This window comes from Amycolatopsis endophytica, from assembly GCF_013410405.1.
Lineage (GTDB): Bacteria > Actinomycetota > Actinomycetes > Mycobacteriales > Pseudonocardiaceae > Amycolatopsis_E > Amycolatopsis_E endophytica.
Genome location: NZ_JACCFK010000002.1, coordinates 1,482,152 through 1,504,242, shown reverse-complemented (window position 1 = coordinate 1,504,242; position 22,091 = coordinate 1,482,152). Strand labels below are relative to the sequence as shown.

General features: G+C 71.6%; 19 protein-coding genes. 9 read left to right on the top strand and 10 right to left on the bottom strand.

The window, feature by feature from the left end; all coding sequences use genetic code 11:
- Positions 1-39: 39 nt before the first annotated feature.
- A complete protein-coding gene (shbA, locus tag HNR02_RS32725; RefSeq protein WP_179777462.1) occupies positions 40-699 on the top strand; it encodes an RNA polymerase sigma factor ShbA in 660 nt (219 codons plus the stop codon).
- Positions 700-737: 38 nt separating this feature from the next.
- Here shbA and HNR02_RS32720 read toward each other — a convergent pair whose 3' ends face one another.
- Positions 738-1,901, bottom strand: coding sequence for a toll/interleukin-1 receptor domain-containing protein (locus HNR02_RS32720; RefSeq protein ID WP_179777461.1), 1,164 nt, complete (start codon positions 1,899-1,901; stop codon positions 738-740).
- A 162-nt stretch (positions 1,902-2,063) separates the two neighbouring features.
- On the opposite strand from HNR02_RS32720, the gene HNR02_RS32715 reads away from it, so the two are divergent.
- Genes HNR02_RS32715 through HNR02_RS32705 form a run of 3 tightly spaced genes read left to right on the top strand, consistent with a single transcriptional unit; the run spans position 2,064 to position 7,680 of the window.
- Positions 2,064-3,500 (top strand): SEFIR domain-containing protein, encoded by a 1,437-nt coding sequence (locus tag HNR02_RS32715; protein ID WP_179777460.1) that lies wholly within the window; start codon positions 2,064-2,066, stop codon positions 3,498-3,500.
- 11 nt (positions 3,501-3,511) lie between these two features.
- Positions 3,512-6,463, top strand: a complete 2,952-nt coding sequence (locus tag HNR02_RS32710; RefSeq protein ID WP_179777459.1) for a DEAD/DEAH box helicase — start codon at positions 3,512-3,514, stop codon at positions 6,461-6,463.
- Complete coding sequence (locus HNR02_RS32705; protein ID WP_179777458.1) at positions 6,460-7,680, top strand: hypothetical protein; 1,221 nt, start codon at positions 6,460-6,462, stop codon at positions 7,678-7,680. The genes HNR02_RS32710 and HNR02_RS32705 overlap by 4 nt, the downstream gene beginning before the upstream one ends.
- Before the next feature lie 136 nt (positions 7,681-7,816).
- On the opposite strand, the gene HNR02_RS32700 is transcribed toward HNR02_RS32705, so the two are convergent.
- The 4 genes from HNR02_RS32700 to HNR02_RS32685 are packed head-to-tail and all read right to left on the bottom strand — an operon-like array spanning position 7,817 to position 10,925.
- The gene (locus tag HNR02_RS32700; RefSeq protein WP_312861259.1) at positions 7,817-8,614 is read right to left on the bottom strand and encodes a crotonase/enoyl-CoA hydratase family protein; all 798 of its coding nucleotides are present in this window, start codon (positions 8,612-8,614) and stop codon (positions 7,817-7,819) included.
- 38 nt (positions 8,615-8,652) lie between these two features.
- A complete protein-coding gene (locus HNR02_RS32695; RefSeq protein ID WP_179777457.1) occupies positions 8,653-9,672 on the bottom strand; it encodes a LacI family DNA-binding transcriptional regulator in 1,020 nt (339 codons plus the stop codon).
- Between the two features lie 15 nt (positions 9,673-9,687).
- Positions 9,688-10,026, bottom strand: a complete 339-nt coding sequence (locus HNR02_RS32690; protein ID WP_246339336.1) for a hypothetical protein — start codon at positions 10,024-10,026, stop codon at positions 9,688-9,690.
- Positions 10,020-10,925: a DUF6772 family protein gene (locus HNR02_RS32685; RefSeq protein WP_179777456.1), complete on the bottom strand. Its 906-nt coding sequence runs from the start codon at positions 10,923-10,925 to the stop codon at positions 10,020-10,022. The genes HNR02_RS32690 and HNR02_RS32685 overlap by 7 nt, the downstream gene beginning before the upstream one ends.
- A 110-nt stretch (positions 10,926-11,035) precedes the next feature.
- On the opposite strand from HNR02_RS32685, the gene HNR02_RS32680 reads away from it, so the two are divergent.
- Positions 11,036-12,334 (top strand): MFS transporter, encoded by a 1,299-nt coding sequence (locus HNR02_RS32680; RefSeq protein ID WP_179777455.1) that lies wholly within the window; start codon positions 11,036-11,038, stop codon positions 12,332-12,334.
- Positions 12,335-12,496: 162 nt separating this feature from the next.
- Here HNR02_RS32680 and HNR02_RS32675 read toward each other — a convergent pair whose 3' ends face one another.
- Positions 12,497-13,315, bottom strand: coding sequence for an MBL fold metallo-hydrolase (locus HNR02_RS32675; protein WP_179777454.1), 819 nt, complete (start codon positions 13,313-13,315; stop codon positions 12,497-12,499).
- A 71-nt stretch (positions 13,316-13,386) separates the two neighbouring features.
- Here HNR02_RS32675 and HNR02_RS32670 point away from each other — a divergent pair, with 71 nt between their 5' ends.
- The 3 genes from HNR02_RS32670 (at position 13,387) to HNR02_RS32660 (ending at position 16,259) form a co-directional block, all read left to right on the top strand.
- Positions 13,387-13,812 carry a MarR family winged helix-turn-helix transcriptional regulator gene (locus tag HNR02_RS32670; RefSeq protein WP_179777453.1) on the top strand — a complete coding sequence of 142 codons (426 nt, stop codon included), beginning with the start codon at positions 13,387-13,389 and terminating at the stop codon, positions 13,810-13,812.
- 128 nt (positions 13,813-13,940) lie between these two features.
- Positions 13,941-15,383, top strand: a complete 1,443-nt coding sequence (gene styD, locus HNR02_RS32665; protein WP_312861258.1) for a phenylacetaldehyde dehydrogenase StyD — start codon at positions 13,941-13,943, stop codon at positions 15,381-15,383.
- 348 nt (positions 15,384-15,731) lie between these two features.
- Positions 15,732-16,259 (top strand): TetR/AcrR family transcriptional regulator, encoded by a 528-nt coding sequence (locus HNR02_RS32660; protein ID WP_179777452.1) that lies wholly within the window; start codon positions 15,732-15,734, stop codon positions 16,257-16,259.
- Positions 16,260-16,433: 174 nt separating this feature from the next.
- Here the strand turns inward: HNR02_RS32660 and HNR02_RS32655 are convergent, their stop codons facing one another.
- The 4 genes from HNR02_RS32655 to HNR02_RS32640 are packed head-to-tail and all read right to left on the bottom strand — an operon-like array spanning position 16,434 to position 20,783.
- Entirely contained in the window at positions 16,434-17,339 is a 906-nt protein-coding gene (locus tag HNR02_RS32655; protein WP_179777451.1) for a 2-deoxy-5-keto-D-gluconate 6-phosphate aldolase domain-containing protein, read from the bottom strand.
- Entirely contained in the window at positions 17,336-18,364 is a 1,029-nt protein-coding gene (locus tag HNR02_RS32650; protein WP_179777450.1) for an alcohol dehydrogenase catalytic domain-containing protein, read from the bottom strand. The genes HNR02_RS32655 and HNR02_RS32650 overlap by 4 nt, the downstream gene beginning before the upstream one ends.
- Positions 18,361-19,470, bottom strand: coding sequence for a 6-phosphofructokinase (locus HNR02_RS32645; RefSeq protein ID WP_179777449.1), 1,110 nt, complete (start codon positions 19,468-19,470; stop codon positions 18,361-18,363). Before HNR02_RS32645 ends, HNR02_RS32650 begins: the two co-directional genes overlap by 4 nt.
- Positions 19,467-20,783, bottom strand: coding sequence for an MFS transporter (locus tag HNR02_RS32640; protein ID WP_179777448.1), 1,317 nt, complete (start codon positions 20,781-20,783; stop codon positions 19,467-19,469). The genes HNR02_RS32645 and HNR02_RS32640 overlap by 4 nt, the downstream gene beginning before the upstream one ends.
- Positions 20,784-20,948: 165 nt before the next feature.
- On the opposite strand from HNR02_RS32640, the gene HNR02_RS32635 reads away from it, so the two are divergent.
- Positions 20,949-22,079: a mandelate racemase/muconate lactonizing enzyme family protein gene (locus HNR02_RS32635; RefSeq protein WP_179777447.1), complete on the top strand. Its 1,131-nt coding sequence runs from the start codon at positions 20,949-20,951 to the stop codon at positions 22,077-22,079.
- Positions 22,080-22,091 lie beyond the last annotated feature (12 nt).

Below are 22,091 nucleotides of genomic sequence, written 5' to 3'. Positions count from 1 at the left end.
GATGGATGTTGCCGGCGACGGTTCGACGGGCACGAACCGATGACGACGGTCGAATCACCACCCCGGTCGCGGTCCGGGGCGGGCGCGGTCCTCGCGGACCACCCCCGGCCGAACGGGCTGCTCGCGAAGGAAACGCTCGATCCGCTCGTCGCGGCCGCCCGCACCGGCGACCCCCGCGCGGTCGAAGCGCTGATGGCACTCGTGAAGCCGGTCGTCGCGCGCTTCTGCCGGGCGCGGATGGGAGGACGCGATCTCGCCTACCTCTCCGCCGACGACGTCGCGCAGGAAGTGTGCCTCGCCGTGGTGAAAGCGCTTCCCGGCTACGAGGACCGGGGCGGTTCGTTCCTGTTCCTGGTGCGGGCGATCGCGGCCAACAAGGTGGCCGACGCGTACCGGGTGGTCGCGCGGGAGCGCGCGGAGCCGGTGCCGGAGCTGCCGGAGAACGGGCAGACCTGGCACGATCCCGTGGAGCACGTCCTGACCATCGACCTCGGCCAGCGGCTCGCCCGTCTCGTGGCCCGGCTTCCCCGGACGCAGCAGGAGGTGCTGGCCCTGCGGATCGTCGTCGGGCTCTCCGCGGTGGAGACGGCCGAGGCGATGGGCCTGACGCCCGGCAACGTGCGGGTCAGCCAGTACCGGGCGCTCACCAGGCTGCGCCGGTTCATCGCGGAAGAGGACGGTCAGGGAGTGTCGAGTTGACGGCCCACGGCAAGCGGCTCCGCTGCTGAGGAAGCACGCTAGGTGCGGAGCGGTTCCGCGAGACGCCCGGCCAGTTCGTCGGCGATGTCCTGGGTGAACGACCGCAGATCGGCAGCCGTCAGCGCCTCCTCCGGCTCCGCGCGGACCCGGTCGTGCCAGTGCAGGGTGACCGCGGTTCGCGGGGGTTCGTCCACGCGGCCCAGGTGCACCATGCCCGCGTTGTCCAGACCGACCGCGGGTGCCAGCTCCTCCGGCAGGTCGACGCCGAGTTCGAGGAGGAGGCGCAGGCGCGCCGCGATCTGCCCGGTCAGGTGCTTCTCGTCCAGCACCGCGCCGATCGATGCCGGTGGCAGACCGAACCAGCAGGACCGCTGGCCGTCGCGACGGACCGCCAGCCCGGCTTCCCCGTGCCGCGACTCCCGGCTGAACGCCCAGGCGAGCTGACCCGAGGAACCGGCGTGGAGTCCCTGCGCGTGGGAGAACAACTGCCGGGAGCGACCGGCACCGGGCAGCTCCCCGGCCAGCCGCTGCAGCTGCCGGATGCCGAGCAACCCCTGACCCGCCGCGGGTACGAGGTGCAGTTCGACCACGGCGCTCTGCGGCCGGTGGCGGTCCCGCATCAGATCCGCCAGCCAGTGGACCGGCACGGGTTCGCGGAGCGGGCGCCAGCGCGGGGCGGACGGCGCGGCGCCGGGACCGGACTTCGGTGGCAGGACCGTGCGCGGTCCGAGCGGCGGGCGGACGTGCTCGGGCTGCGCGGTGATCACCCGGAGCAAGCTTTCCATCCCTTCCGCGGTGAACGAGGTGACCTCGTACCGATTGACCGCGTAGGGCTGCAGGAAGTACGGGATCTCGTCGACGCCGTGCCCGGGGAGGAGGACCGGCAGGATCTTGCGGGTCCAGGTGGGGCGGTCGCTTTGCAGCAGATCGCGCAGCAGGGCGGCCTCGGCCTGTACCCCGTGGTTGCGGTCGGCGGGCCCGAGGCCGTCGCCCATCTCGCGGTAGACCGGGGAGGCCACGACGATGACGAACTCGGCTTCGAGCACGAGTCGCGTCATCCAGGGCTGCCAGTCGCGGCGCTCGGTGGTCGCCCAGCTGTCGATGTCCGCGTCGATCCCGTGTGCCCGCAGGCACTCCGCGAACCGGCGCACCGCGGTTTTGTGTTCTTCGTCGTCGTGGGTGTAGGAGATGAAAACGGTCACGGACGTTCCCCTTCGTGGTGCCGGGCCACGATAGAACACCTGCCGCGGACGCTGGACGGGTCCTGCGGTGGACAAATTGTGGACAGCTTGTTCTTTCCCGCGGTTCTGCGGTATTCCTCGTGAGACGGTGCGACGGGCCGACGATCCGGGAAGGGGGGGACCGTGCCGAATCGGGGTACCGGCGGTATTTCGCCGCGTGTGTATCTCTCCTATGCGGAGGATTCGCCGGATCACGTCGATTCGGTCCGGAGGTTCGCGACTTTCCTGCGCGCGGAACTGGGCGTGGACGCCGAACTCGACGCGTGGTACGCCACCGAGCGGCGCGACTGGGTGGCCTGGACCGTGCGGCAGCTCAGGGACGCGGACTTCGTCCTGGCCGTCGCATCGCCGGACTACAAGCGGATCGCCGACGGGGAACCGGGCACGAGCAGCGGGCGGACCCGCGAACTGGAGGGGGCGTTGATCCGCGACAACCTCGCCCGCAACGTCCCCGAGTCGACTCGCCGCGTGCTGTCCGTCGTCCTGCCGGGTGGCCGTGCGGAGGACGTCCCGGACTGCCTGCGGCCGTCGTCCACGGGATACCACCTGATCGCCGAGTACACCCGCGGCGCGCTGGAGCCCCTGCTCAGGGTTCTCGCCGGCGCGCCGCTCCACGAGAAGCCCGCGCGTGGGGTGTTCATGGCCCCGGCGCCCGGCGTCGATCCGGTCGTCGTGGTGAGTCCGCCCGCGGGCCCGGTGCGGCAAGGCGTCCTCGCCGTCGGGGAAGACCTCGTCCTCGGCGGCGTTCGTTATCTGGTGGACGGATCGCACTGGGCGGAGGAGCCGGACCGCGATCACTCGGTCATCCGGCGCCGGGCGCGAGCCTCCGCGCTCGATCCGCACGATGGCAGCGTGTGGCTTCGCCAGCTGGAGATGCGTCACCACACCGGAGTCGCGGAAAGCGCTTTCGCGGATCTGCGACGGGAGCGCGAACTCCTGACCGCGCTGGCGGGCGGGACGAGCGGTCTGCCCGAGCCGCTCGGCCTGTTCCGTGACGGTCCGCTGGCGACGCTCGTCACGCGATGGCCGTCATCACGCCCAGTCGACGGACCGGCCGGCACGCTCGCGGCCGCCGTCCCGGCTCCGGGCGAGCGAACCGATCCCTGGCGGATGTGGCAGATCCTGCGCGGTGTCGCGGGACTCTGCCGCGCACTCGCGGCACTGCACGCACGGGGCGCCGCCCACCGGAACCTGACCCCGGAGGTGATCGCGCGGCTCGACGACGGTCGTCTCGTGCTCCTCGACCTCGGTCTCGCCGGTTCCGCGCCGCGCGGGGGCGAGGGGCCCGGCGACTACCGCGCGCCCGAGCAGCGACGGGGCCGGTTCCCCACGCTGGGCGCGGCAACGGATGTGTACCAGGTCGCCGCCCTGACCCACCACCTCGTCACCGGATTCCCGCCCGCTCCGGCGGGAGCACTGCCGATCGGCAGCCGGGTGCGTGCGGTTCCGCCGCGGGCGGCCGCGGCTCTGGACGCCTCGCTCGCCGCCGAACCCGGTGACCGCCCCGCCATGAACGATCTGGCCTCCGCCCTCGCGACCCTTCCCGCCACCGCCCCCTGAGGACAGCGCCGTTGTTCCGCACAGTCGATCTTCCCTCGCCCGTCGTCCTCGTGCCGTCGAAGAACCTCTACGGCAAGCTCGACCGGCAGGCACGCGACCATCCCGGCCTGCCGGACGGCTTGGAGCAGGTGCTACGGGATCTCGCCGCGCGCTCCGAGGGGGTGCCCGCGATCGTGGACGAGCCCTCCCGCGCGGGCCGTGACCACAGCCTCCTCCTGCACACCTACGGCTACGTCGTGATGCTGTTCCCGACCTCGCGGCAGGACGGGTACTTCGTGGCCCGGATCGCGCCGCTGCGCGTGCGCGACCACGACCGGCTGTCCCGAGGGGCCCTCCTGATCCGCGCGAACTGGCAGGCGGTGTTCGAGTTGCCGCAGGTTCCGGCGGGGGCGACCGCCCACTGGCCGCGGCTGACCGCTGCGTGGGCGGAGGTGGTGCGAGCACGCGGCGCCGAGCGCGGCACCCCGGAGCTCGCCCCGGCGCACGGCCGGTTCCTGGACACTCTCGACGAGCTGATCGAGACCGGCCGCCGGTTCGCCGCACGCAAGGACAGCACCTTGGCGAGGTACCCGTACCGGTCGGTCGAGTCGGCGGGGGAACGGCGGTTCAGCGGCGCGCCGGTCTACGTGTTCCGGATCGCCGGTGACCGCTTGCCGGAGCGTGGCCGGTTCGTCCGGCTTCGCTCGGAGTCCGAGCAACGCGGAGAGGTCGTCCGGACCGGCGAGGACAGCGTGACCGTCCGGTTCGACCAGCCGCTCGACTGGAACCGGCTGGCCGGGCAGGGAGAACTCCAGGAAACGCCGAACGAGGTCGTCCACGCCAAGCAACGGGAAGCGGTCGCGCTCCTGCGGTCCGGGCGGGCGCACAACCGGACGCTGCTGTCCGTGCTCGTCGACCACGCGGTCGAGCCGCTGGTGCCCACGGCCGGGGTCCCGGCGGAGGATCTCGACGCCGACCAGCTGGCGGCGTTCCGTGCCGCGCTCGGTGTCCGGGACCTGCTCGCGGTGCTGGGCCCGCCCGGGACCGGCAAGACACGCACCATCAGCCAGATCGCCCGTGCCTGCGCGCTCAGGCCGGACCGGGGCCGGGTGCTGATCGCCTCGCTCACCAACCGGGCCGTGGACAACGTGCTGGCGAAGCTCCCGCGCGATGTCGTCGTCGTGCGGGTCGGGAACGAAGGGAAGGTCGACGCGGACGCGCGGGCGTTCCTCCTGGAGAACCTGGCCGCCGACCTGCGGTCGGAGATCCTGTCCACCACGGCGGTCACACGGCGGGGCTACGACGGCGTGCCCGCGGCGGTCGAATGGCACGGCGAACTCGGGCGACGGGTCGCGCTGGCGGCCGAGGCACTGACCGGCGAGGCCCACGCCCGTGACGCCTGGGCGGCGGCGAGGCGCGCCGCGGGCGGTGCGGCTCACCAGCGCGTGGACGAACTCTCGCGCGCGCTCGAAGCGGAGCAGCGCAAGGCTGGCCGCCGCGCCGAGCGGCTCGGACACCTCGTGGAGCGGCAGTCGCGCGAGCTGAACCGGGCACGGGGACCGTTGACGAGACCCTGGGCCGCGCTCGCCGCCCGCCGGAGGGAGAGGCGGGCCGGGCGGTTGCGCACCGAGATCGCGGCCGGAGGCGAGCAGATCAGCCGTCTCCAGGGTTCGCTGCACGAGGCGTGGACCGCGCTCGACGTCGCCACCCGCGGTGTTCCCGCCGTGATGGCCGCCGCCGACGCGCTGGACCGGGCGGCGGCACACCACCACCAGCGGCTGGCCGACGCGTCACACGCACTCGACACCATCCGCGCGGCCATCAGTGCCGTGGACACGGTTCCCGTGCCCGCGGACACCGGTGATGCCGCCGCCTCCAATTCCGCCCTGGCCGAGGTGCACGCCGGACTCGGGCCGCGGCTGGCCCTGCTGACCAGGCGCGCGAAGCTGCTCGACGAGTGGCGTGCGGAGGCGTCGCGGCCGACCGAGCAGCTGTACCCGGAGCTGATCCGGTACGCCGACGTCGTGGGTGCCACCTGCACCGGCGCGGCCTCCCGGAGCGAGATCGCGGAGGAGACCTTCGACCTCGCGATCATCGACGAGGCCGGTCAGATCGGCACGGCGGATCTGCTGGTGCCCCTCGTCCGCGCCGAGCGTGCGGTGCTGGTCGGCGACCACCGTCAGCTGCCCCCGATCAGCGACGCGGAGGTCCAGGCGTGGGCCGAGGAGCTCGGCGATCCGGTGGTGCGGGACCTGGTCGTGAAGAGCGCACTGGAAATCCTGGTTGAGGGCGGGCAGTTGCCCGCCAGTCACATCGCCGGTCTCACCCGGCAACGGCGGATGCCGAAGGTGATCGCGGATTTCGTGTCCGAAGCCTTCTACGGCGGAACGCTGACCACGCACGTGGAGCATGTCCACGCCGATCCGCTGTTCGGCAGCCCCCTGGCCTTCGCCGACACCTCCCAGCTGCCACAACGCCGCCGGTGCGAGACGCAGACGACGGGGGATTCCCGGGGAACGCTCAACCACGCCGAGGCCGAACTGCTGGCGCAGCTCGCGAGCTTCTACCACCGGCGCGGGGCGGACTGGGGGTTGATCGTGCCGTATCGCGCACAGCGCCGGCTCATCTCGGACCTCCTCGCGCGCGACATCCCGGATCTGGACACGGTGAAGCAGCGCGTGGGAACCGTCGACGCCTTCCAGGGCGGCGAGCGGGACGTCATCCTCTACGGTTTCACCCGCAGCAACCCGGCGGGCCGGGTCGGTTTCCTCGACGAGCTGCGGCGGGCCAACGTCGCGCTCACCCGCGCCCGGCGGCAGCTGGTCCTGGTCGGGGACATGGACATGTTGTGCCGGGCGCGGGACGACGGCTTCCGCTCGCTGGCCCACCTCCTGCGCGCCCACGTGCTGGCCCACGGCGAAGTGCGCCACCACGAGGAGCTCAGCGCCACCCTCGGGCAACGACGGGAAGCGGAACCGGCATGAGCACGCGGATCGGACCGCCGCTGCCGCCGGAAGAGCGCGCGCTCGACGACGTGGCGTGGGGTCAGGGGCTGCGCCCCTCCCGGATATTCAGCGTCCTGTTGCCAGTCTGGCAGGTCGAAGTGCGCGCGACCGTCACCGACGGACGGCCCTACCACGTGATCGACCGGTTCCTGGAGCGCGGCATCGCCGAAGGCGGTCTGTCGTCGGTACCGGAGCTGGCGCGGTTCTTCGCACTGGACGAACCCCTGGTCGACCGCGCCGTCCGGTTCCTGGCCCGCATCGGGCACGTGGCCGTCCGCGACGGCGGTCTCGTCCTGACCGGACTCGGCCTGGAGTCCCAGCGGGACGGTGTCTGTTACGTCGTCTCGCGTGAGGACCGGCGCAAGATGTACTTCGACGCCTTCACGTCACGTCCGTTCGGCCGGGCCTACTACGACACCGGCAGCGTGACGTTCCTGACCGCGGAGAAGGTCGGCGCGATCACGGCCGCGCGGTCCTACCCGCGGTTCCTGCAGTTGATCAGCGTCCACGGGTTCCGCCGTGAAGCGCTGGGGGAGCTGGCGGGACGTGCCGACCGGGACCGGTACAACCTGCCCTTCCGGATCGAGCAGCCGGAGAGCCTCGGCGAGGAGATCGTGTACCTGCCGCTGCACCTGGTGCGCGCGGCCGATGCGCGGGGAGGGACACGCTACCTCGCCTACGGGCAGGTCTCGCGGTCCGCCGATCCCGAACTCAGCGATCTGTGCCAGTCGGTTCCCGAGATCGTCGGGCTGCTGGAGTCGGAGACCCTGTCCATCCAGCCGGGGAGGCACGAGCAGCGCATCACCGAGTGGCTGGACGGAAAGGGCCTGCACGGGATCCGTCCGGTCGAGACGGAACGGGGCGCCTGGCGGGTGACCTTGCCCCCGTCGGCGTTCCAGCCCGCGGGTCGCGTTTCGCCCGCCAGGATCGGCTCGTTCGTGCCGCTGGCGACCGGGCTGCTGGCCGTGTGGTGCGAGGACGAGCGGACGCGGGAGGAGGCGTTCCTGAGCCGGGTGGACTCCGTCCTGACGGCGCACGGCCGCGATCCGCGGCACGACCCCGGCCCCACGATCGAGCGGATCGGCCGCCAGCTCCACCTGAGCGCGCGAACGGCGGAGCAGGCCAGGGAGCTGGCGCTGCACCTCGGCCGGAACCCCTTGGCGGCCCGGCTGACCGAACTCATCGCCAAGGGATAACGCGGCGCCGTGTTGGCCGTTCCGGTCGCCGTGTTGGCCGTTCCGGTCAGCGTGTTGGCTGTTCCGGTCAGCGTGTTGGCTGTTCCGGTCAGCGTGTTGGCTGTTCGCGTCGGCGGCGGGCCCGCTGGAAGCGGCGTCAGGCCGGATCGGTGAACCGGGGCGGGCGCTTCCCGAACTCGGCCGTCACGGCCTCCACCTGGTTGGGGCTGCCGATCAGCGCCGTGATCTCCGCCTGCTCCGCGGCGAAACCGGTCGCATGATCGCGGGGCAGGTCGAGCAGGCGCTTCGCCGCGCGCACCGCGTCCGGGCTGCGCGAGGCGATCGATCGGGCGAGCTCCAGCGCCGACGCGTGCGGATCCGGCGAAACCCGCGTCGCGAGGCCGAGCGAGACCGCCTCGGCGCCGGTCACGACGCGGCCGCTGAACGTCAGCTCCTTCGCCACGTCCCGGCCGACCAGCTCGGGCAGCACCTGCGTGCCCGTCATGTCCGGGATCAGCCCCCACTTGATCTCCAGCACCGACAGCTTCGCGTCCGCCGTGACGATCCGGATGTCCGCGCCGAGCGCGATCTGCAGCCCGCCACCCAGCGCGTGCCCCGTGATCGCGGCGATCACCGGCACCGGAACCTCCGTCCACACGTGCGCGGCGCGCTGCCCGGTCGCCTTCGCCGGGCCGTCCGCGGGCGGCAGGTCGACGTCCGCGCTGATCCGCCCGCCGGACCGCATCGCCCGGAACGCGGCGAAGTCCAGGCCCGCGCAGAAGTCGGGCCCCTCGCCGGACAGCACGACCGCCCGCAGCCCCGGCTCGGTCTTCAACCGTTCCCCGGCGTGCACGAGGGCCGCGAACATCGCGGGATCCAGGGCGTTGCGCTTGCCGGCGCGGTCGAGCCGCACGTCGGCGACGCCGTCGGTGATGTCGATGCGCACGCGGTTCACCCACGCAGTCTGACCCGGATGAGCCGTCCGGGACAAGATCAGCCCCGCGCGGAGTCCCGTTCCACCAGCGTCGCGCTCAGGTGGATCACCTCACGCGGGCGCGACGGGTCGGCGATCCGCCGCAGCAGCAGGTCCACCCCGGCCGAGCCGACGTCGTCCGCGGGCAGCCGGATCGTCGTCAGGCCCGGCTCCAGGTACGCGGCGAACGGGTGGTCGCCGTAGCCGAGCACCCGCACGTCCGATCCGATCGTCAGCCCGCACTCCCGCACGGCCTTGTACACCCCGAGCGCGAAGTAGTCGTTGCCGGTCACGACCAGTTCCGGATGCCGCTCACGGCTGATCAGTCCCGCCGCCAGCCGGTAGGCGTCGTCGGGCCGCCACGGCAGCGCGGCGCCCCGCGTCCGGCGTCCCGGCACCTTCAGCACCAGCGAATCATCGCCGAAGGCTCGCTGGAACGCGGCCGTCCGCGCGGCGACCGTGCTGATCTCCAGGTCCTCCTCGAACAGCCACGCCCGCGTTCCGGGGACGGCCACCCGCGCCACGGCGTCCTCGACGGCCCGCTCGACATCGGTGCCCACGAAGTCGAACCCCAGCTCCGGGATGTCCCGGCTGAGCAGCACGACCGGCAGCCCGGCGCCGGACAGTTCCGCCCACACGCCGGGCCGGTGCTGGATCGGCACGGCCAGCACCCCGTCGACGCCGAACCGCAGCAGCTGCTGCACCGCGCGTGCCTCGTTGTCCTCGTTCTCCTCGGTGACCAGCAGCAGGACCGAGTACCCGGCGAGACGGCACTGCCGCTCGACCGCCGAGATCAGCGCCGCGTAGAACGGGTTCGACGGGTTGGTGATCACCAGCGCGAGCACCATCGTGGTGCCGGAGACGAGCGACCGGGCGTGGCTGTTGGGCACGTAGCCCAGCCGCCGCGCCTCGGCCACGATCATCTCGCGCGTGCTCTCGCTGACCTGGTCCTTGCCCGACAACGCGCGGGACACGGTGTTGGCGGACAGGCCGACCCTGTCCGCGACGTCACGTAACGTGACCCGCCGAGCGCGCACCACCAGCCGACCTCCGGATCAACCCTTGCCTACAAGATAGATCCGCAGCTTCGCGGCAGCGCCGGGGGCCACCGAGCACCGCACCCGCAGCCACTGCCCGAACCCGGTCACCGGCCAGGTGATCAGACCGGGGGAGTCGATGTGGTGCGCGGTGTCCTCCAGCGGGCACCAGTGCAGGCCGTCCGGGGAGATCTCGGTGTGGAACTCCAGCACCCCGTCGGCCTCCAGTGCCTGCACGAAGAACCGCGCCTCCGACGCCCACGGCAGTTCGTAGGGCTCGGTCGCGAAGTCCTCCCGCACCACGGTGTTGCGTTCCAGGACCGCCGTCATCGTCGAGCGCATGTCGTGCCTCACCATTCCACCGAGATCAGGACCGAGTCCAGGAACAGGAAGTTCCGGACGCCGGAGTGCGTGCGGACCGAGAAGTAGAAGTTGAGCAGGTTTTCCAGCGTGTCGTAGCGGTCGGCGTAGGGCGGCACGGGCACGTCCCGCATGTCCATCACGCGGTCGTTGAGCTGGAGCTCCACATTGGACCGTGTGCTGGTGTCGATGTCCCACCGCAGGTAGTGCCAGTTGATCTTGGTGGGTACCTCGTTGACGCACAGTTCGAGCTTCTCGTCGAAGGTGCGCCAGTCGGCCGGGTCCGGCGCGGTGAAGTCGGCGGCGTAGGGGAGCGCGAACTTGCCCTCGACGTGGTCGCGCGGCGTCGGCTCCGGCACCACGGGATACATCCAGCGCTGCGTCATCTCGCCGTCGAGGTCGGTGTTCTGGTAGCGGATGACGTTGTGGAAGCGCACGCCGCCGTCCGCGCAGATGTCGGTGGCCACGGTGAACGCGCCGAACTGCGACTCCGACGGGTGCCGGTTGCCGTCCCAGCCGACCGAGGACGGCGCCTCGTGGCCGACGGTGGCCTCGGCCTTGAACGCGAAGTGCGTTTCGATGCGCACCAGTCCGCGGCCTGCCATGGTCAGGCGCCGGATCCCGGTCGCGGTGTGGCCGGGGTGGGGGCGGGTGGCCAGCTTGAGCGCGTAGTCGCCGCTCATCGTCCCGTGGGTGCCGACGTCGAAGAACGAGCACGAGGACAGCTGCGGCGGCCGGAAGTCGCGCATGTGGTCGTCCACGGTGTCCAGGTCGCCGCTGCCGTCGTAGTTGCCGAGCAGCTCGGTCCAGCCGTGGGTGGTGGTGTCGAAGGTGTCGAAGCACAGCACCCGGGACAGCGGGTTGTACTTCGTCAGCCGAGCGTCATTAACGTTCATGGTGGTCAAACCAAGCTCTTCTCTCTTGACCGAAGCGAAAGCGAACTCGTAGCCTGTCGCCACCATGAACGTTAATGTAGACGTTCACAGGACGCAACGAAGGGTCGGCGATGACATCTCGCATCAGCCGCGCGACGGTCGGATCGACCGTGGGTACCGCGCTCGAGTGGTACGACTTCTCCCTGTACGGCACGGCCGCCGCCCTCGTGCTGCCGCAGGTGTTCTTCCCCTCCGGTGACCCGGTGGTCGCGACCCTGTCGTCGCTGGCGACGTTCGCCGTCGGGTTCTTCGCGCGACCGGTCGGCGGGGTGATCATCGGCATCCTCGGTGACCGGGTCGGGCGCCGCACGATGCTGTTCGTGACGTTGATGGTGATGGCCGTGGCGTCCACGTTGATCGGAGTCCTGCCCAGCTATGCCACCGCCGGGGTGTTCGCGCCGGTCGCGCTGGTGCTGTTGCGGGTGGTGCAGGGCCTGGGCGCGGGCGGCGAGTACGCCGGGGCGATGCTGTTGTCCGCCGAACACGCCGAAACCCGGTCCCGCGGCCTGAACGCGAGCGCGCCCACCCTGGGCAACGCGATCGGATCGCTGGTGGCCACCGGGATCTTCTTCCTGACCTCGGCGCTGATGTCCGAAGAGGACTTCCTCGGCTATGGATGGCGGATCCCGTTCCTGCTCAGCTGTCTGGTCGGCCTCGCCGGGATCATCGTGCGGCTCAAGGTCCGCGACAGCCCCGAGTTCGAGCGCGCCAAGCAGGAGGGCCGCAGCACACGGGCGCCGCTGCGGGCGCTGTTCGCCACCTCCGGGCGCAAGATCGTGCCAGGCATGCTGATTTCCGTGGCGCCCAACGTGATCAGCTACCTGCCCTCGGTCTACGCGCTGACCTATCTGTCCAAAGAGGTCGGGACCGCGGCGTGGGTCGGCCTGATCGGCATCGTCATCGCCAACGCGCTCAAGGTCGTCACGGTGCCCACCGCGGGCTGGCTGTGCGACCGGTTCGGGCGGCGGCCGGTGATGACGGCGGGCGCGACCGCGGCGGCGCTGCTGTTCTACCCGTTCTTCTTCCTGCTCGACACCGGCACACCGGTGGTGATCTGGGCGGCGCTGGTGCTGCTCTACACGCTGTGCAACGACCTGACGCTGGCGTCGCAGGCGACGATGATGTCGGAGCTGTTCCCCGTCGGCTACCGCTACACCGGCGTCACGTTCACGCGCGAGATCGCCGGTGCGATCGTCGGCGGCTGCATCCCGTTCGTCGCGGCCGCCCTGAACTCGGCCTCGGGCGGGCAGACCTGGCCGATCGCACTGGTGTGCGGGGTGTTGTGCCTGCTGTCGGTGCTGGGCGCGCGGTTCATCGCCGAGCCTGAGCACCTGCGGGCGGCGAACCGGATCACGGCTCCGGCAGGGTGATGCGGCACGCCGCGGCACGTGCGATGGCGCCTCCTTGACACCTCCGTTCGCTGGAGGCCTGAGCTCGTTTTCGACGACGATTTCGAGATGCTGCTGGTGGTCCCACCGTGGGGAAGCCGGGGTCGGCGACCCCGGCAATCCTCTCACTTCCCGGCAGGGGGATCAGTCGTCGACCGGGATCCAGCTCGCCTGCCCGCCGCTGGTGTCCACGCGGCCGAACACCACGTCGGCGAGGTGGATCCCGAAGCCGATCGTGTCCGGCTCGGCCAGTTCGGACACCAGGCGGTGCCGGAACTCCACCGCCTGCGCGGGATCGAAGTCGACCGCGCATCGCCACTCGGGGTGTCCGATCTGGACCGGTGAGTGGATCGCGTCGCCGAACGCGATCAGGCGGCGGCCGCCTCCGCTGATCACGTAGGCGGTGTGGCCGGCCGTGTGCCCCGCGGCGAACAGGGCCCGCACGCCGGGGAAGATCTCCTCTCCGTCGGTCACCGTGCGCACGCGCGGCCGCAGCGCCTCCGCCGCCGCGGCTCCGGCCAGGTCGCGCTGTGCCCACTCCGCCGCGGCCAGCAGGTGTTCGGCGTGGGCGAAGGCGGGTTCGCCGCCCGGGTGCGCGACCCAGCCGATGTGGTCCTCGTGCAGGTGGGTGTAGGCCACCGCCTCGACGTCCGAGGGCGGACGGCCGAGGTTGCCGAGCATTGTGCCGCCCTGGATGGGGCCGTGGATGTCGCCCGGAGGCGCGGACCGCGGCCCGAACCCGGCGTCGATCAGCAGTGCGCGGTCGCCGTGTTCGACCAGGAGCCCGCCGATGCTCGCCACGAAATGGCCGGTCTCGTCGAGGTATCCCGCCCAGGTCTCGGCGGTGGTGCCCGGGAACCAGGCCAGCGGATCGAGCTGGACCGCGCCGTCGGGGAGGTGGGTGACCTTCGTGTCGCCGAGGTGCAGTGAACGGAGGAGCGCGGGGCGTCGGAGTCGTTCCATGATCGCGACCGTATACCTCAAGCTTGAAAGGTTCAATCTATAAATATTACTGCTTGCGGTATGCTGTGATCATGGTCAGGTCGCAGCCCAGGGTCGCCGCCGATCGAGCGCTGTGCGGTCTGGTCAACGGCCTCGCGAGCCAGATCGGAGCCCACATGCGGCACTGCGCGGGCAAGCTCGGGCTCACGGCGGCCCAGGGGACCGCGCTACGCGAGCTGACCGGGCCGATGAGCATGGGCGAGCTGGCCGAGCGTATGAGCTGCGAACCGTCCAACGCCACGGTCGTCGTCGACAAGCTCGAGCGCAGGGCACTGATCGAACGCTGCCCGCACCCCACCGACCGCCGGGCCAAGCGGCTCGTCCTCACCGCCGACGGCGCGGCACTGCGAGAACAGCTGCTCGACCTCCTCAGCGAGGAATCACCGCTGGCCGCGCTCTCCGAACCGGAACAGCGCGCCCTGCAGGCCCTGCTCGAGCGGGCCGTCACGAAGCGCTGAGGTCGCGCAGGCACAAGAGCCGTGCGCGCAAACGCAAGACCGCCCACCCGCCGCAAGTGCATCCTCGGGAACAACCGCAAGCGGCCCGCACGGGGGCCGCGATCGACGATCGCCGAGGAGAAGTGCTCGTGAGCTACCCCAATCAGCTGTTCCTGGCAGGCCAGTGGCGCGACGGCGGTGGTGGCACGTTCGCCGACCTCAACCCGGCGACCGAGGAGAAGCTGACCGACGTCTCGGCCGCCTCCCCGGCGGACGTCGACGAAGCCGTCGCCGCCGCGCGTGCTCAGCTGTCGGGGGAGTGGGCCGCTCTGCCCGGCTCCCGACGCGGTGTCATCCTCAACCGGGTGGCCGACCTGATCGACCGCGACGCCGAACTGCTGGCCCGTCTCGAAGCACTCGACATCGGCAAGCCCGTCGGCCAGCCCGCGGTGCTCGACCTGCCCAACGCGGCCCGCACCTTCCGCCACTTCGCCGGCTGGGCGGACAAGATCACCGGCCAGGTCATCCCCACCGACGGCTACCTCGGCCGTCCCGCCCACTCCTACACGCGCCGCGAGCCGGTCGGCGTCATCGCCGCGATCATCCCGTGGAACACGCCGCTGATGATCACCGCGTGGAAGCTGGCGCCCGCGCTGGCCGCGGGCAACACCGTGGTCGTCAAGCCGCCGGAGGACGCGCCGCTGTCGATCCTGCACCTGGCCAAGTTGATCGAGGAAGCCGGTGTCCCCGACGGCGTGGTCAGCGTGCTGCCCGGTCTCGGGAACGTGACCGGCCAGGCGCTGATCGACCACCCGGGCGTCGACAAGATCAGCTTCACCGGCAGCCCCGAGGTGGGCAGGCACGTCGGCGTCGCCGCGGCCCGGTCGTTCAAGCGCGTCACCCTCGAACTGGGTGGCAAGTCGCCGCAGATCATCCTCGCCGACGCCGACCTCGAAGCCGCCATCGGCGGCACCGCGATGGGCCTGTTCTTCAACCAGGGCCAGGTGTGCGCGGCGGGCACCCGCGTGCTCGTGCACCGCTCGCTGTACACCGACGTGGTCGACGCGCTCGCCGGGTCCGCGTCGCAGCAGGTCCTCGGCGACCCGCTCGATCCGGCCACCACGATGGGCGCGCTGGTCAGCAAGAAGCAGCAGGACCGCGTCCTCGGCTACATCGAGAAGGGCCGGTCCGAAGGTGCCCGCCTCGTCACCGGCGGCGCGCGCCCCGAGCGTCCCGGCTACTTCGTGCAGCCGACGATCTTCGCCGACGTCCACAACGACATGACGATCGCCCGCGAGGAGATCTTCGGCCCGGTCGGCTCGGTGATCCCGTTCGACGACCCGGCCGAGGCGATCCGGATCGCCAACACCACCACCTACGGGCTCGCCGCGACCATCTGGACCCGAGACGTCAGCGCCGCGCACGCGCTCGCCGGCCAGGTGCGCGCCGGTGCCGTCGGCGTCAACGGCTGGGCGCCCATCGACGCCGCCCTGCCGTGGGGCGGCATGAAGTCCAGTGGTGTCGGCCGCGAACTCGGCTGGAGCGGCATCCTGGCCAACACCGAGGAAAAGGTCGTCACCGTCGTCCTGTAAGGACACTTCGGCTCAAGGAGGAGCGACGCTCGCCGTGTCAGGTCCGTGCCACCCGGACGAGCACGTCGTGTTCACGTCCCTGCCCGCGTGCGGTCCCTGCGATGTCCGCCCGAGGGCGCCCGCCTGATGGTCGACGGGTCGGCACGTTCGCGAACGCTTTCAGTTCGCGTGGCGCTCCCCGACGGCGGAGCCGGGCGGGCTCACCAACACCGGCATCACCTCGAGGCCGTCCCGTTGCCGGTGTTCGTGACCGGTACCCCGACCTCGACGCCGTCGCCCGTGGCCTGCTCGGTGCCGTATTCGAGATGTGGTCCACCAGTTCCCGCGGTCAGGGCGAAGGGTGGGCGCATGCGGGAAGGGACGTGCCCGCCCGTCGCGCGGCAGCGACGTCGGATCCCGCACGAAGCCGACCGCCTGATCGGCGAGGGCGGGTTCCGGTCGCTGTCGATGCGGGACGGATGCCTGTGGTCTGCCGTGCCCGGCCTGCTACGCCCCGCCGGGCCCGAGGACGGGCTGCTGCCGGCCGTGCTCGATCGTCGCGACGCGGAGGCATTCCGTTCACCGGCCGCGCGGCCGGGGCGGCGAACCTCCGTGATGGCCGGCCGGAAAGCATCCACCGCCGACACGTGCGACGCGCTCGTGCGGCGCAACGCCACCCGGCCCGAGATGGTGCGGCGGTTCTCCGTGCTGCAAACCGGATCACTGGCGCCCGGCCACCCGGCGGTGGGCTGCTGTGCGTCCCGTCGGCGGCGGGTGCCGGCGGAGTTCATCGCGAGGGTGTCCGGTCGCATGCCGGAGCCGGAGTCGTTCGCGCCGGGTGGGGGCGTTGATGGACGGTGTGCAGATGGCTGCGTGATCCGGAGGGGACCGAGGTGATGACGGCGTGGCGCCGCGCCGCCGGGGCGTGCCGACATCCCCGGTGCCGGACGTGCCCGGGGTCCGGCACCGGGGGCCCGATGCGGAAAACGGCACGATGCCCCGGAGTAAGAGCGGCTGGAATTGCTCGCGCCGGCGGGGGTCTCGCTGCCGAGCGGGTGAAGCCCGGCCGGGTCACACTCCGGCGTGCTCGCCGAGTGCGGCGGACATCACCGCGCAGTTGCGCAGGTACAGGGTCGCGATGCGGTCCACCGCCGCGGCGCGGTCGAGAGTTCCGGCGCGCAGCTGCCGCACCGCCTCCCACCAGATGCTGCGGCCGATCGCGAACCCCGCGAACCCGGCCGCCGCGGCGTCACTGAGCCAGCGCTCGACCCGCTCCTGCGGCGCGGCCTTGCCCAGCACGACGGCTTCGACCCGGTGGTCGGCCCCGGTGCGGCAACGATCCAGCACCTGCGCGAACCGGTCGGCGTCGGGCATGCCCTCGACCTTCCACCACTGCGCGTGCACACCGGCCGCCTTGATGTCGTCGATCGCGGAGAGCGTCAGACCGGGCAGTGCCTCGGTCTCGAAACGCTCGGGTGAACCGGCCCGGCGCACCTGCTCCTCGGTCGGGACGACCAGCAGCTCCACCAGGAACGGCAGCCCGGCGGCGCGCACCCGGTCCGCCGTGGACGCCAGCGCGACCAGCTGCTCGCGGGCCGTCGCGTCCGCCGTCTCCGGGTTGTAGCGGACCAGGACCTTCGGCAGGTCCGGACGGTGCTGTGCCAGCAGTTCACCGCTGGCCGAGCGCGGCTCCTCCTCGTAGACGCAGTCCTGGGACTTCTCCAGAGCCATCGACAGTGTCAGGCCGGCCTGCTTGATCCGGGCCGGCGCCTCCCCGCCGAGCTCCTCGTCGATCAGCACCGCCGCCGACTCCGCGGCGACTCCACCACGCCGCACCGCTTCGATGGCGCCGTCGGCGATCACCTGCTTCAGTCCGGTCAGTTCGGCGGTCTGCGCGGTGTCCAGGTCGAGGGTGCCGAACACCGCCTTCTTCAACCACAGCCGCTGATCCATCGCCAGGGTGTACAGGGGCGTCATCGGGTCTCTCCATTCGCGACGGTCATACGGACGAGGGGTTTGAGGTGCTGACCGGAACCGAAGGACCGGTAGGTCTGTTCGAGGTCGTCGAAGTCGGTGGTTACGAACAACGTCTGCGCCAGTTCGGGGCCGATCGCGCGCAGCAGGTCCCAGTTCTGGGCGACTTCGCGCAGCGGGAAGTAGAACGAGCGCACGATCGTCATGTCGGTGCGCCGCCAGCGCGGCCCCATCGGGAACGTCACGTCGGTGCCACCCTCACCGAGCAGCAGCAGAACCCCGCCGGGCTCCACCAGCTCCCACGCCAGCCGTCGCCCGGCCTCCGAGCCCGTCACTTCGACGACGAGCGGGTTGTCGTTGCGCGGCAAGGATTCGGGCATCGCGATGGCGCCGAGGGAGGTCGCGGCGGCCAGCCGGTTGGCGGCCAGGTCGCTCGCCAGAACCGGGGTGCCGAACAGGCGCCGCGCTACCGCGACCGAGCCGAGGCCCAGCGGACCGCACCCGATCACCACGGTCCGCTCCGGCGCCCCGGACAGGGCGCGGACGGCCATCCGCAGGCCGTGCGCGGCCGTGCCCACGGTGTCCAGCCCCAGCACCGCGACGTCGGACCCGATGTCGTCGGGCACCGGGATCAGGTTGCGGGCGGGCAGGTCGAGGAACTCGCGGAACCCCCCGTCGGCCTGCCAGCCGACCAGGGTGTCCAGGCGCAGGCACCGGTTGGTGTCGCCGGCGCGGCAGAGCCGGCACTCCCCGCAGTACAGCGGGATGTAGACCAGCACCCGGTCATCCACGGCGAAACCGGACTCACCCGCCTCGACAACCCGCGCCGCGATCTCGTGCCCGGGCACGAACCTCGTGCCGTCGCGCAGCAGGCGCTTGTCCGAACCGCACAGCCCGACCCACTCCGCGCGCACCCGGACCAGGCCTGGTGCCAGCGCCGGCACGGGACTCCGTTCGAAGCGGACGCTCCCGCCTCCGGGGAACCTGGCGACGGTCATCGTGTCCACCGCGATCTCCTTTCCGTTCACGCCGTGAGCCTCTCCCACCACGCGCGAAAGTCCGCGGGCGCGTCCGGACAGCCGGGGGCGAGGTCGTAGGGGACCGAGCGCGTCAGCTCGGCCACCCCGGCGAGCGGCACCGGCGAGCAGGTGCTCGCCGCGCCGGGGGAGTCCACCGGATCGAGCCCGGCCATGACGCCGGAGGCGCCCTCGTGCAGCAGGCCCGCCGCCGCGGCGCCGACTGCCCAGGCGTCGGCGCGGTCACGGCCGGGCGCCATCCACGAAGCCGCTCGCTGGACCATGCCGAGCACCTCGGCCCGCACCGGCAGACCGGTTTCCGCGGCGAGGCGATCGGCGATGATCCGCGACACCCCGTTGCGCAGCAGGCGATCCGGGCGCGCGACGGTGAACTCGTCCCCGCTGATCTCGGGTGCCGCGCCCTCGGCGACCACCACGAGCGCGTGCCCCTCGCGGCGCACCACCGCGTCGACCGCCGCCGCGAACTCGCCGAACACCAGTGGCGCTTCGGGCGTGTAGACCAGGTGCGGCGCGTCCTGCGGGTTGCCGCGGAACAGCGACGCCGCCAGACCGAGCCAGCCCACGTTGCGGCCCAGCACCTCGACCACGCGAACCTTCTCCAGCGGCGCCATCGCCCGCAGATCGGCGCCCAGCGCCTGCACGGCGTGCGCCACGAAGGTGCCCGCGGTGAGGAAACCGGGGGAGCGGTCGGTGCCCAGCAGGTCGTTGTCGATGGTCTTGGGGATCCCGGCGACGCGCAGGGGAACACCGGTCCGTGCGGCGGCCGCTTCGAGGGCGGCCGCCAGGCCCATCGTCCCGTTGCCGCCGTTGAGCGCGATGCCCTCGATCCCGTTGTCCCGCAACCGTTCGGCGGCCGCGGCCAGCTCGTCCGGGCCGGGCAGGTAGCGGCCGGCCCCCAGCGCCGCGCCCGGCCGGGCGGCCAGTGCGGCGAGGTCTTCCACGGGCACCGGCGCCAGCCGGCCCGCGACGAGACCGCCTGCTCCGCCGTGCACGCCGACGACCTCGGCGAGACCGTCGAGGTGGTGCAGGAAACCGGCCAGGCTCGCGTTGATCACCGGGCTCGGCGCGCCCGCCTGCAGGATCGCGTAGCGGGTCACTGGGACACTGCCTCCGGGGTCCGCGCACCGGATGAGCCGACCAGGTCACGCCGGCGCGTCTCGCCCGCCGCGAAGACACACGCGATGGTGATCGCGCACATGATCAGCAGGTAGATGCTGACCGGCCAGGACGCGCCCGAGGCCCAGGCCACCAGTGCCGCGGCGATGGCCGGTGTCGGCGCGCCACCGACCAGTGCCGCCATCTGGTAGCCGACCGAGATCCCGGAGTACCGCACGTTGGTGCCGAACATCTCGGCGAAGAACGAGGACTGGATGCTGACCATCAGTCCGGTGCCCACGGCGTGCATCACGATGATCGCGACCCAGATGACCACCGTGGACGCGGTGGACAGGGCCCAGAAGTAGCCGAAGATGCCCACCCCGCACAGCGCGGCGCCCGCTACGTAGACCGGGCGCCTGCCCAGCCGGTCGGACAGCGCACCGAACCACGGGATCAGCACGATCTGCACCGCCGAGGACACGGTGAACCCGGTGAGCACGACCCCACCGCCGAGATTCAGGGTCGACGCGGCGTAGGAGATCGCGAACACGTTGATGACGTTGAAGGTCGCGGCATCGGCCAGGCGTGCGCCGAGCGCGAGCAGCGTCTCCTTCCAGTGGTGACGCAGCAGCGTCACGATCGGCATCGCCGTCTTGTGGCCCTTCTCGGTGACGGCGGCGAAGGCCTCGGTCTCGGTGATGCCCAGTCGCACCCACAGGCCCGCGGCCAGCAGCAGCCCGCTGAGCAGGAACGGCATCCGCCAGCCCCAGGACTCGAACTGCGCGTCGGGCAGCAGCGAAGCGAGAGCGAAGACACCCGCGGACAGCAGCAGCCCGATCGGCGCTCCGAGCTGCGGCACCGAACCGTAGAAGCCGCGGCGGTCGGCGGGGGAGCTTTCGACCGTCAGCAGGGTGGCACCGCCCCACTCGCCGCCGATCGCGACGCCCTGCACCAGCCGCAGGGTGACCAGCGTGACTGACGCCCAGATGCCCCACGTTTCGTAGGTGGGTACGAGACCGATGCCGAGCGTCGCGACTCCCATGATCATCATCGTGATCACGAGCATGGACTTGCGTCCCACGCGATCACCGAAGTGGCCGAAGATCACCGCCCCGACCGGCCGGGTGAGAAATCCCGACGCGAAGGTGAGCAGTGCCAGGATCGTCGCGGTCGAGGGGTCGGAGTTCGGGAAGTACAGCTTGCCCAGTACCAGTGCGGCCGCCGTGCCGTACAGGTAGAAGTCGTACCACTCCAGGACCGAGCCCATGAGGCTCGCGGCGGTGGTTCGCCGCATGCTCGTCGCTTTGCTCATCGTTGGGCACCCAATCTCGCACGGTATCCGCGCCGTCGTCGCAGCGGTACTCCATGCATCATGTTACATGTAGTTCCGGGATGCAAGGTTATTTCTCGGGTGGTCGAGCTTGAATTGACGACATGTTACATGTAATATGGAGACTTCGAAGGTCAGGAGGGGCCTGTGGGCGAGTCACGAATCGCGGAGAGCCGGGTGCGAGTGCTGCGGGCTCCGGTTCGCGACGGGATCGCGATGTCGTTCTCGGCGCTGCCGTACCGGACCATGGTGCTGGTCGAGCTGGAGGACGCGACGGGGGTGGTCGGGCGCGGCGAGAGCTGGGTGAACTTCCCCGGATGGGCATCGACCGAACGCGTCGCCACCCTGCGTGAAGGTGTGCTCCCGTTGCTCGACGGGCAGGACACCGAACGGATCATCGCGGTGCAGCGGCGACTGGTGGGCGCCCTGGCGCCGCTCGGGCGGCAATGGGGTGCACCGGGACCGGTGTCGCAGGCGATCAGCGCGGTCGACGTGGCGTTGTGGGACCTGCGCGGCAGGCGCCAGGGGAGTGCGATCGCCGACCTCGGCGGTGGCCGGGTCCGCGACGAGGTCGACGTCTACGCCAGCAGTCTCGGCCCCACCGGGGTCGCGGAGCTGGCGGCGCGCTGCCGGGATCGCGGCTTCCGGGCGGTCAAGGTGAAGCTCGGGTTCGGCTCGGAGACCGACGACGCCAACTTGGCCGCCGTGCGCCGCATCTGCGGGGACGATGTCGAGGTCTATGGTGACGCCAACCAGGCCTGGTCGGTGGAGGAGGCGGTCGCGGCGGCTCCGATGCTGCGCGAGCACGGCGTCGCGTGGATCGAGGAGCCGGTGCGCGGTGACCGGGTCGAGGACCTGGAGCGGTTGTTCGAAGCGACCGGCCTGGCCATCGCCACCGGCGAGAACGTCTACGGCCGCGCCGCGTTCTGGTCCTACGTGGAGTCGCCCGCGGTCGCCGTCGTGCAGCCGGACGTGTCCAAGACCGGAGGTCTCACCGAGGCGCTGGCGGTGTGCGCGCTCGCCGAGGCGCGCGGCAAGAAGGTCGCGCCGCACCTCTACGGCGGCGCCGTGGCGTACCTGGCCACGTTGCAGCTGGCCGCCCTCTCTCCTGCGGTGTCGGTCGTGGAGTACGACGTGCGGGACAACCCGCTGCGCGACCCGCTCCTGTGCGATCCGCCGCAACCCGTGTCCGGCCGGCTGGCGTTGCCTGCCGGCCCCGGCCTCGGCGCCGAGTTCGACGGGGCGGCCCTCGACCGCCTGATGGCGGCCACCCCGTGAACACCACGATCC

Coding starts and splice junctions, on each gene's coding strand:
- HNR02_RS32670 (WP_179777453.1), top strand. CDS start 13,387: ATGGTCAGGTCGCAGCCCAGGGTCGCCGCCGATCGAGCGCTGTGCGGT.
- HNR02_RS32685 (WP_179777456.1), bottom strand. CDS start 10,925: ATGAACGTTAATGACGCTCGGCTGACGAAGTACAACCCGCTGTCCCGG.
- HNR02_RS32660 (WP_179777452.1), top strand. CDS start 15,732: ATGCGGGAAGGGACGTGCCCGCCCGTCGCGCGGCAGCGACGTCGGATC.
- HNR02_RS32655 (WP_179777451.1), bottom strand. CDS start 17,339: ATGACGCCCCTGTACACCCTGGCGATGGATCAGCGGCTGTGGTTGAAG.
- shbA (WP_179777462.1), top strand. CDS start 40: ATGACGACGGTCGAATCACCACCCCGGTCGCGGTCCGGGGCGGGCGCG.
- HNR02_RS32640 (WP_179777448.1), bottom strand. CDS start 20,783: ATGAGCAAAGCGACGAGCATGCGGCGAACCACCGCCGCGAGCCTCATG.
- HNR02_RS32690 (WP_246339336.1), bottom strand. CDS start 10,026: ATGGTGAGGCACGACATGCGCTCGACGATGACGGCGGTCCTGGAACGC.
- HNR02_RS32675 (WP_179777454.1), bottom strand. CDS start 13,315: ATGGAACGACTCCGACGCCCCGCGCTCCTCCGTTCACTGCACCTCGGC.
- HNR02_RS32705 (WP_179777458.1), top strand. CDS start 6,460: ATGAGCACGCGGATCGGACCGCCGCTGCCGCCGGAAGAGCGCGCGCTC.
- HNR02_RS32680 (WP_179777455.1), top strand. CDS start 11,036: ATGACATCTCGCATCAGCCGCGCGACGGTCGGATCGACCGTGGGTACC.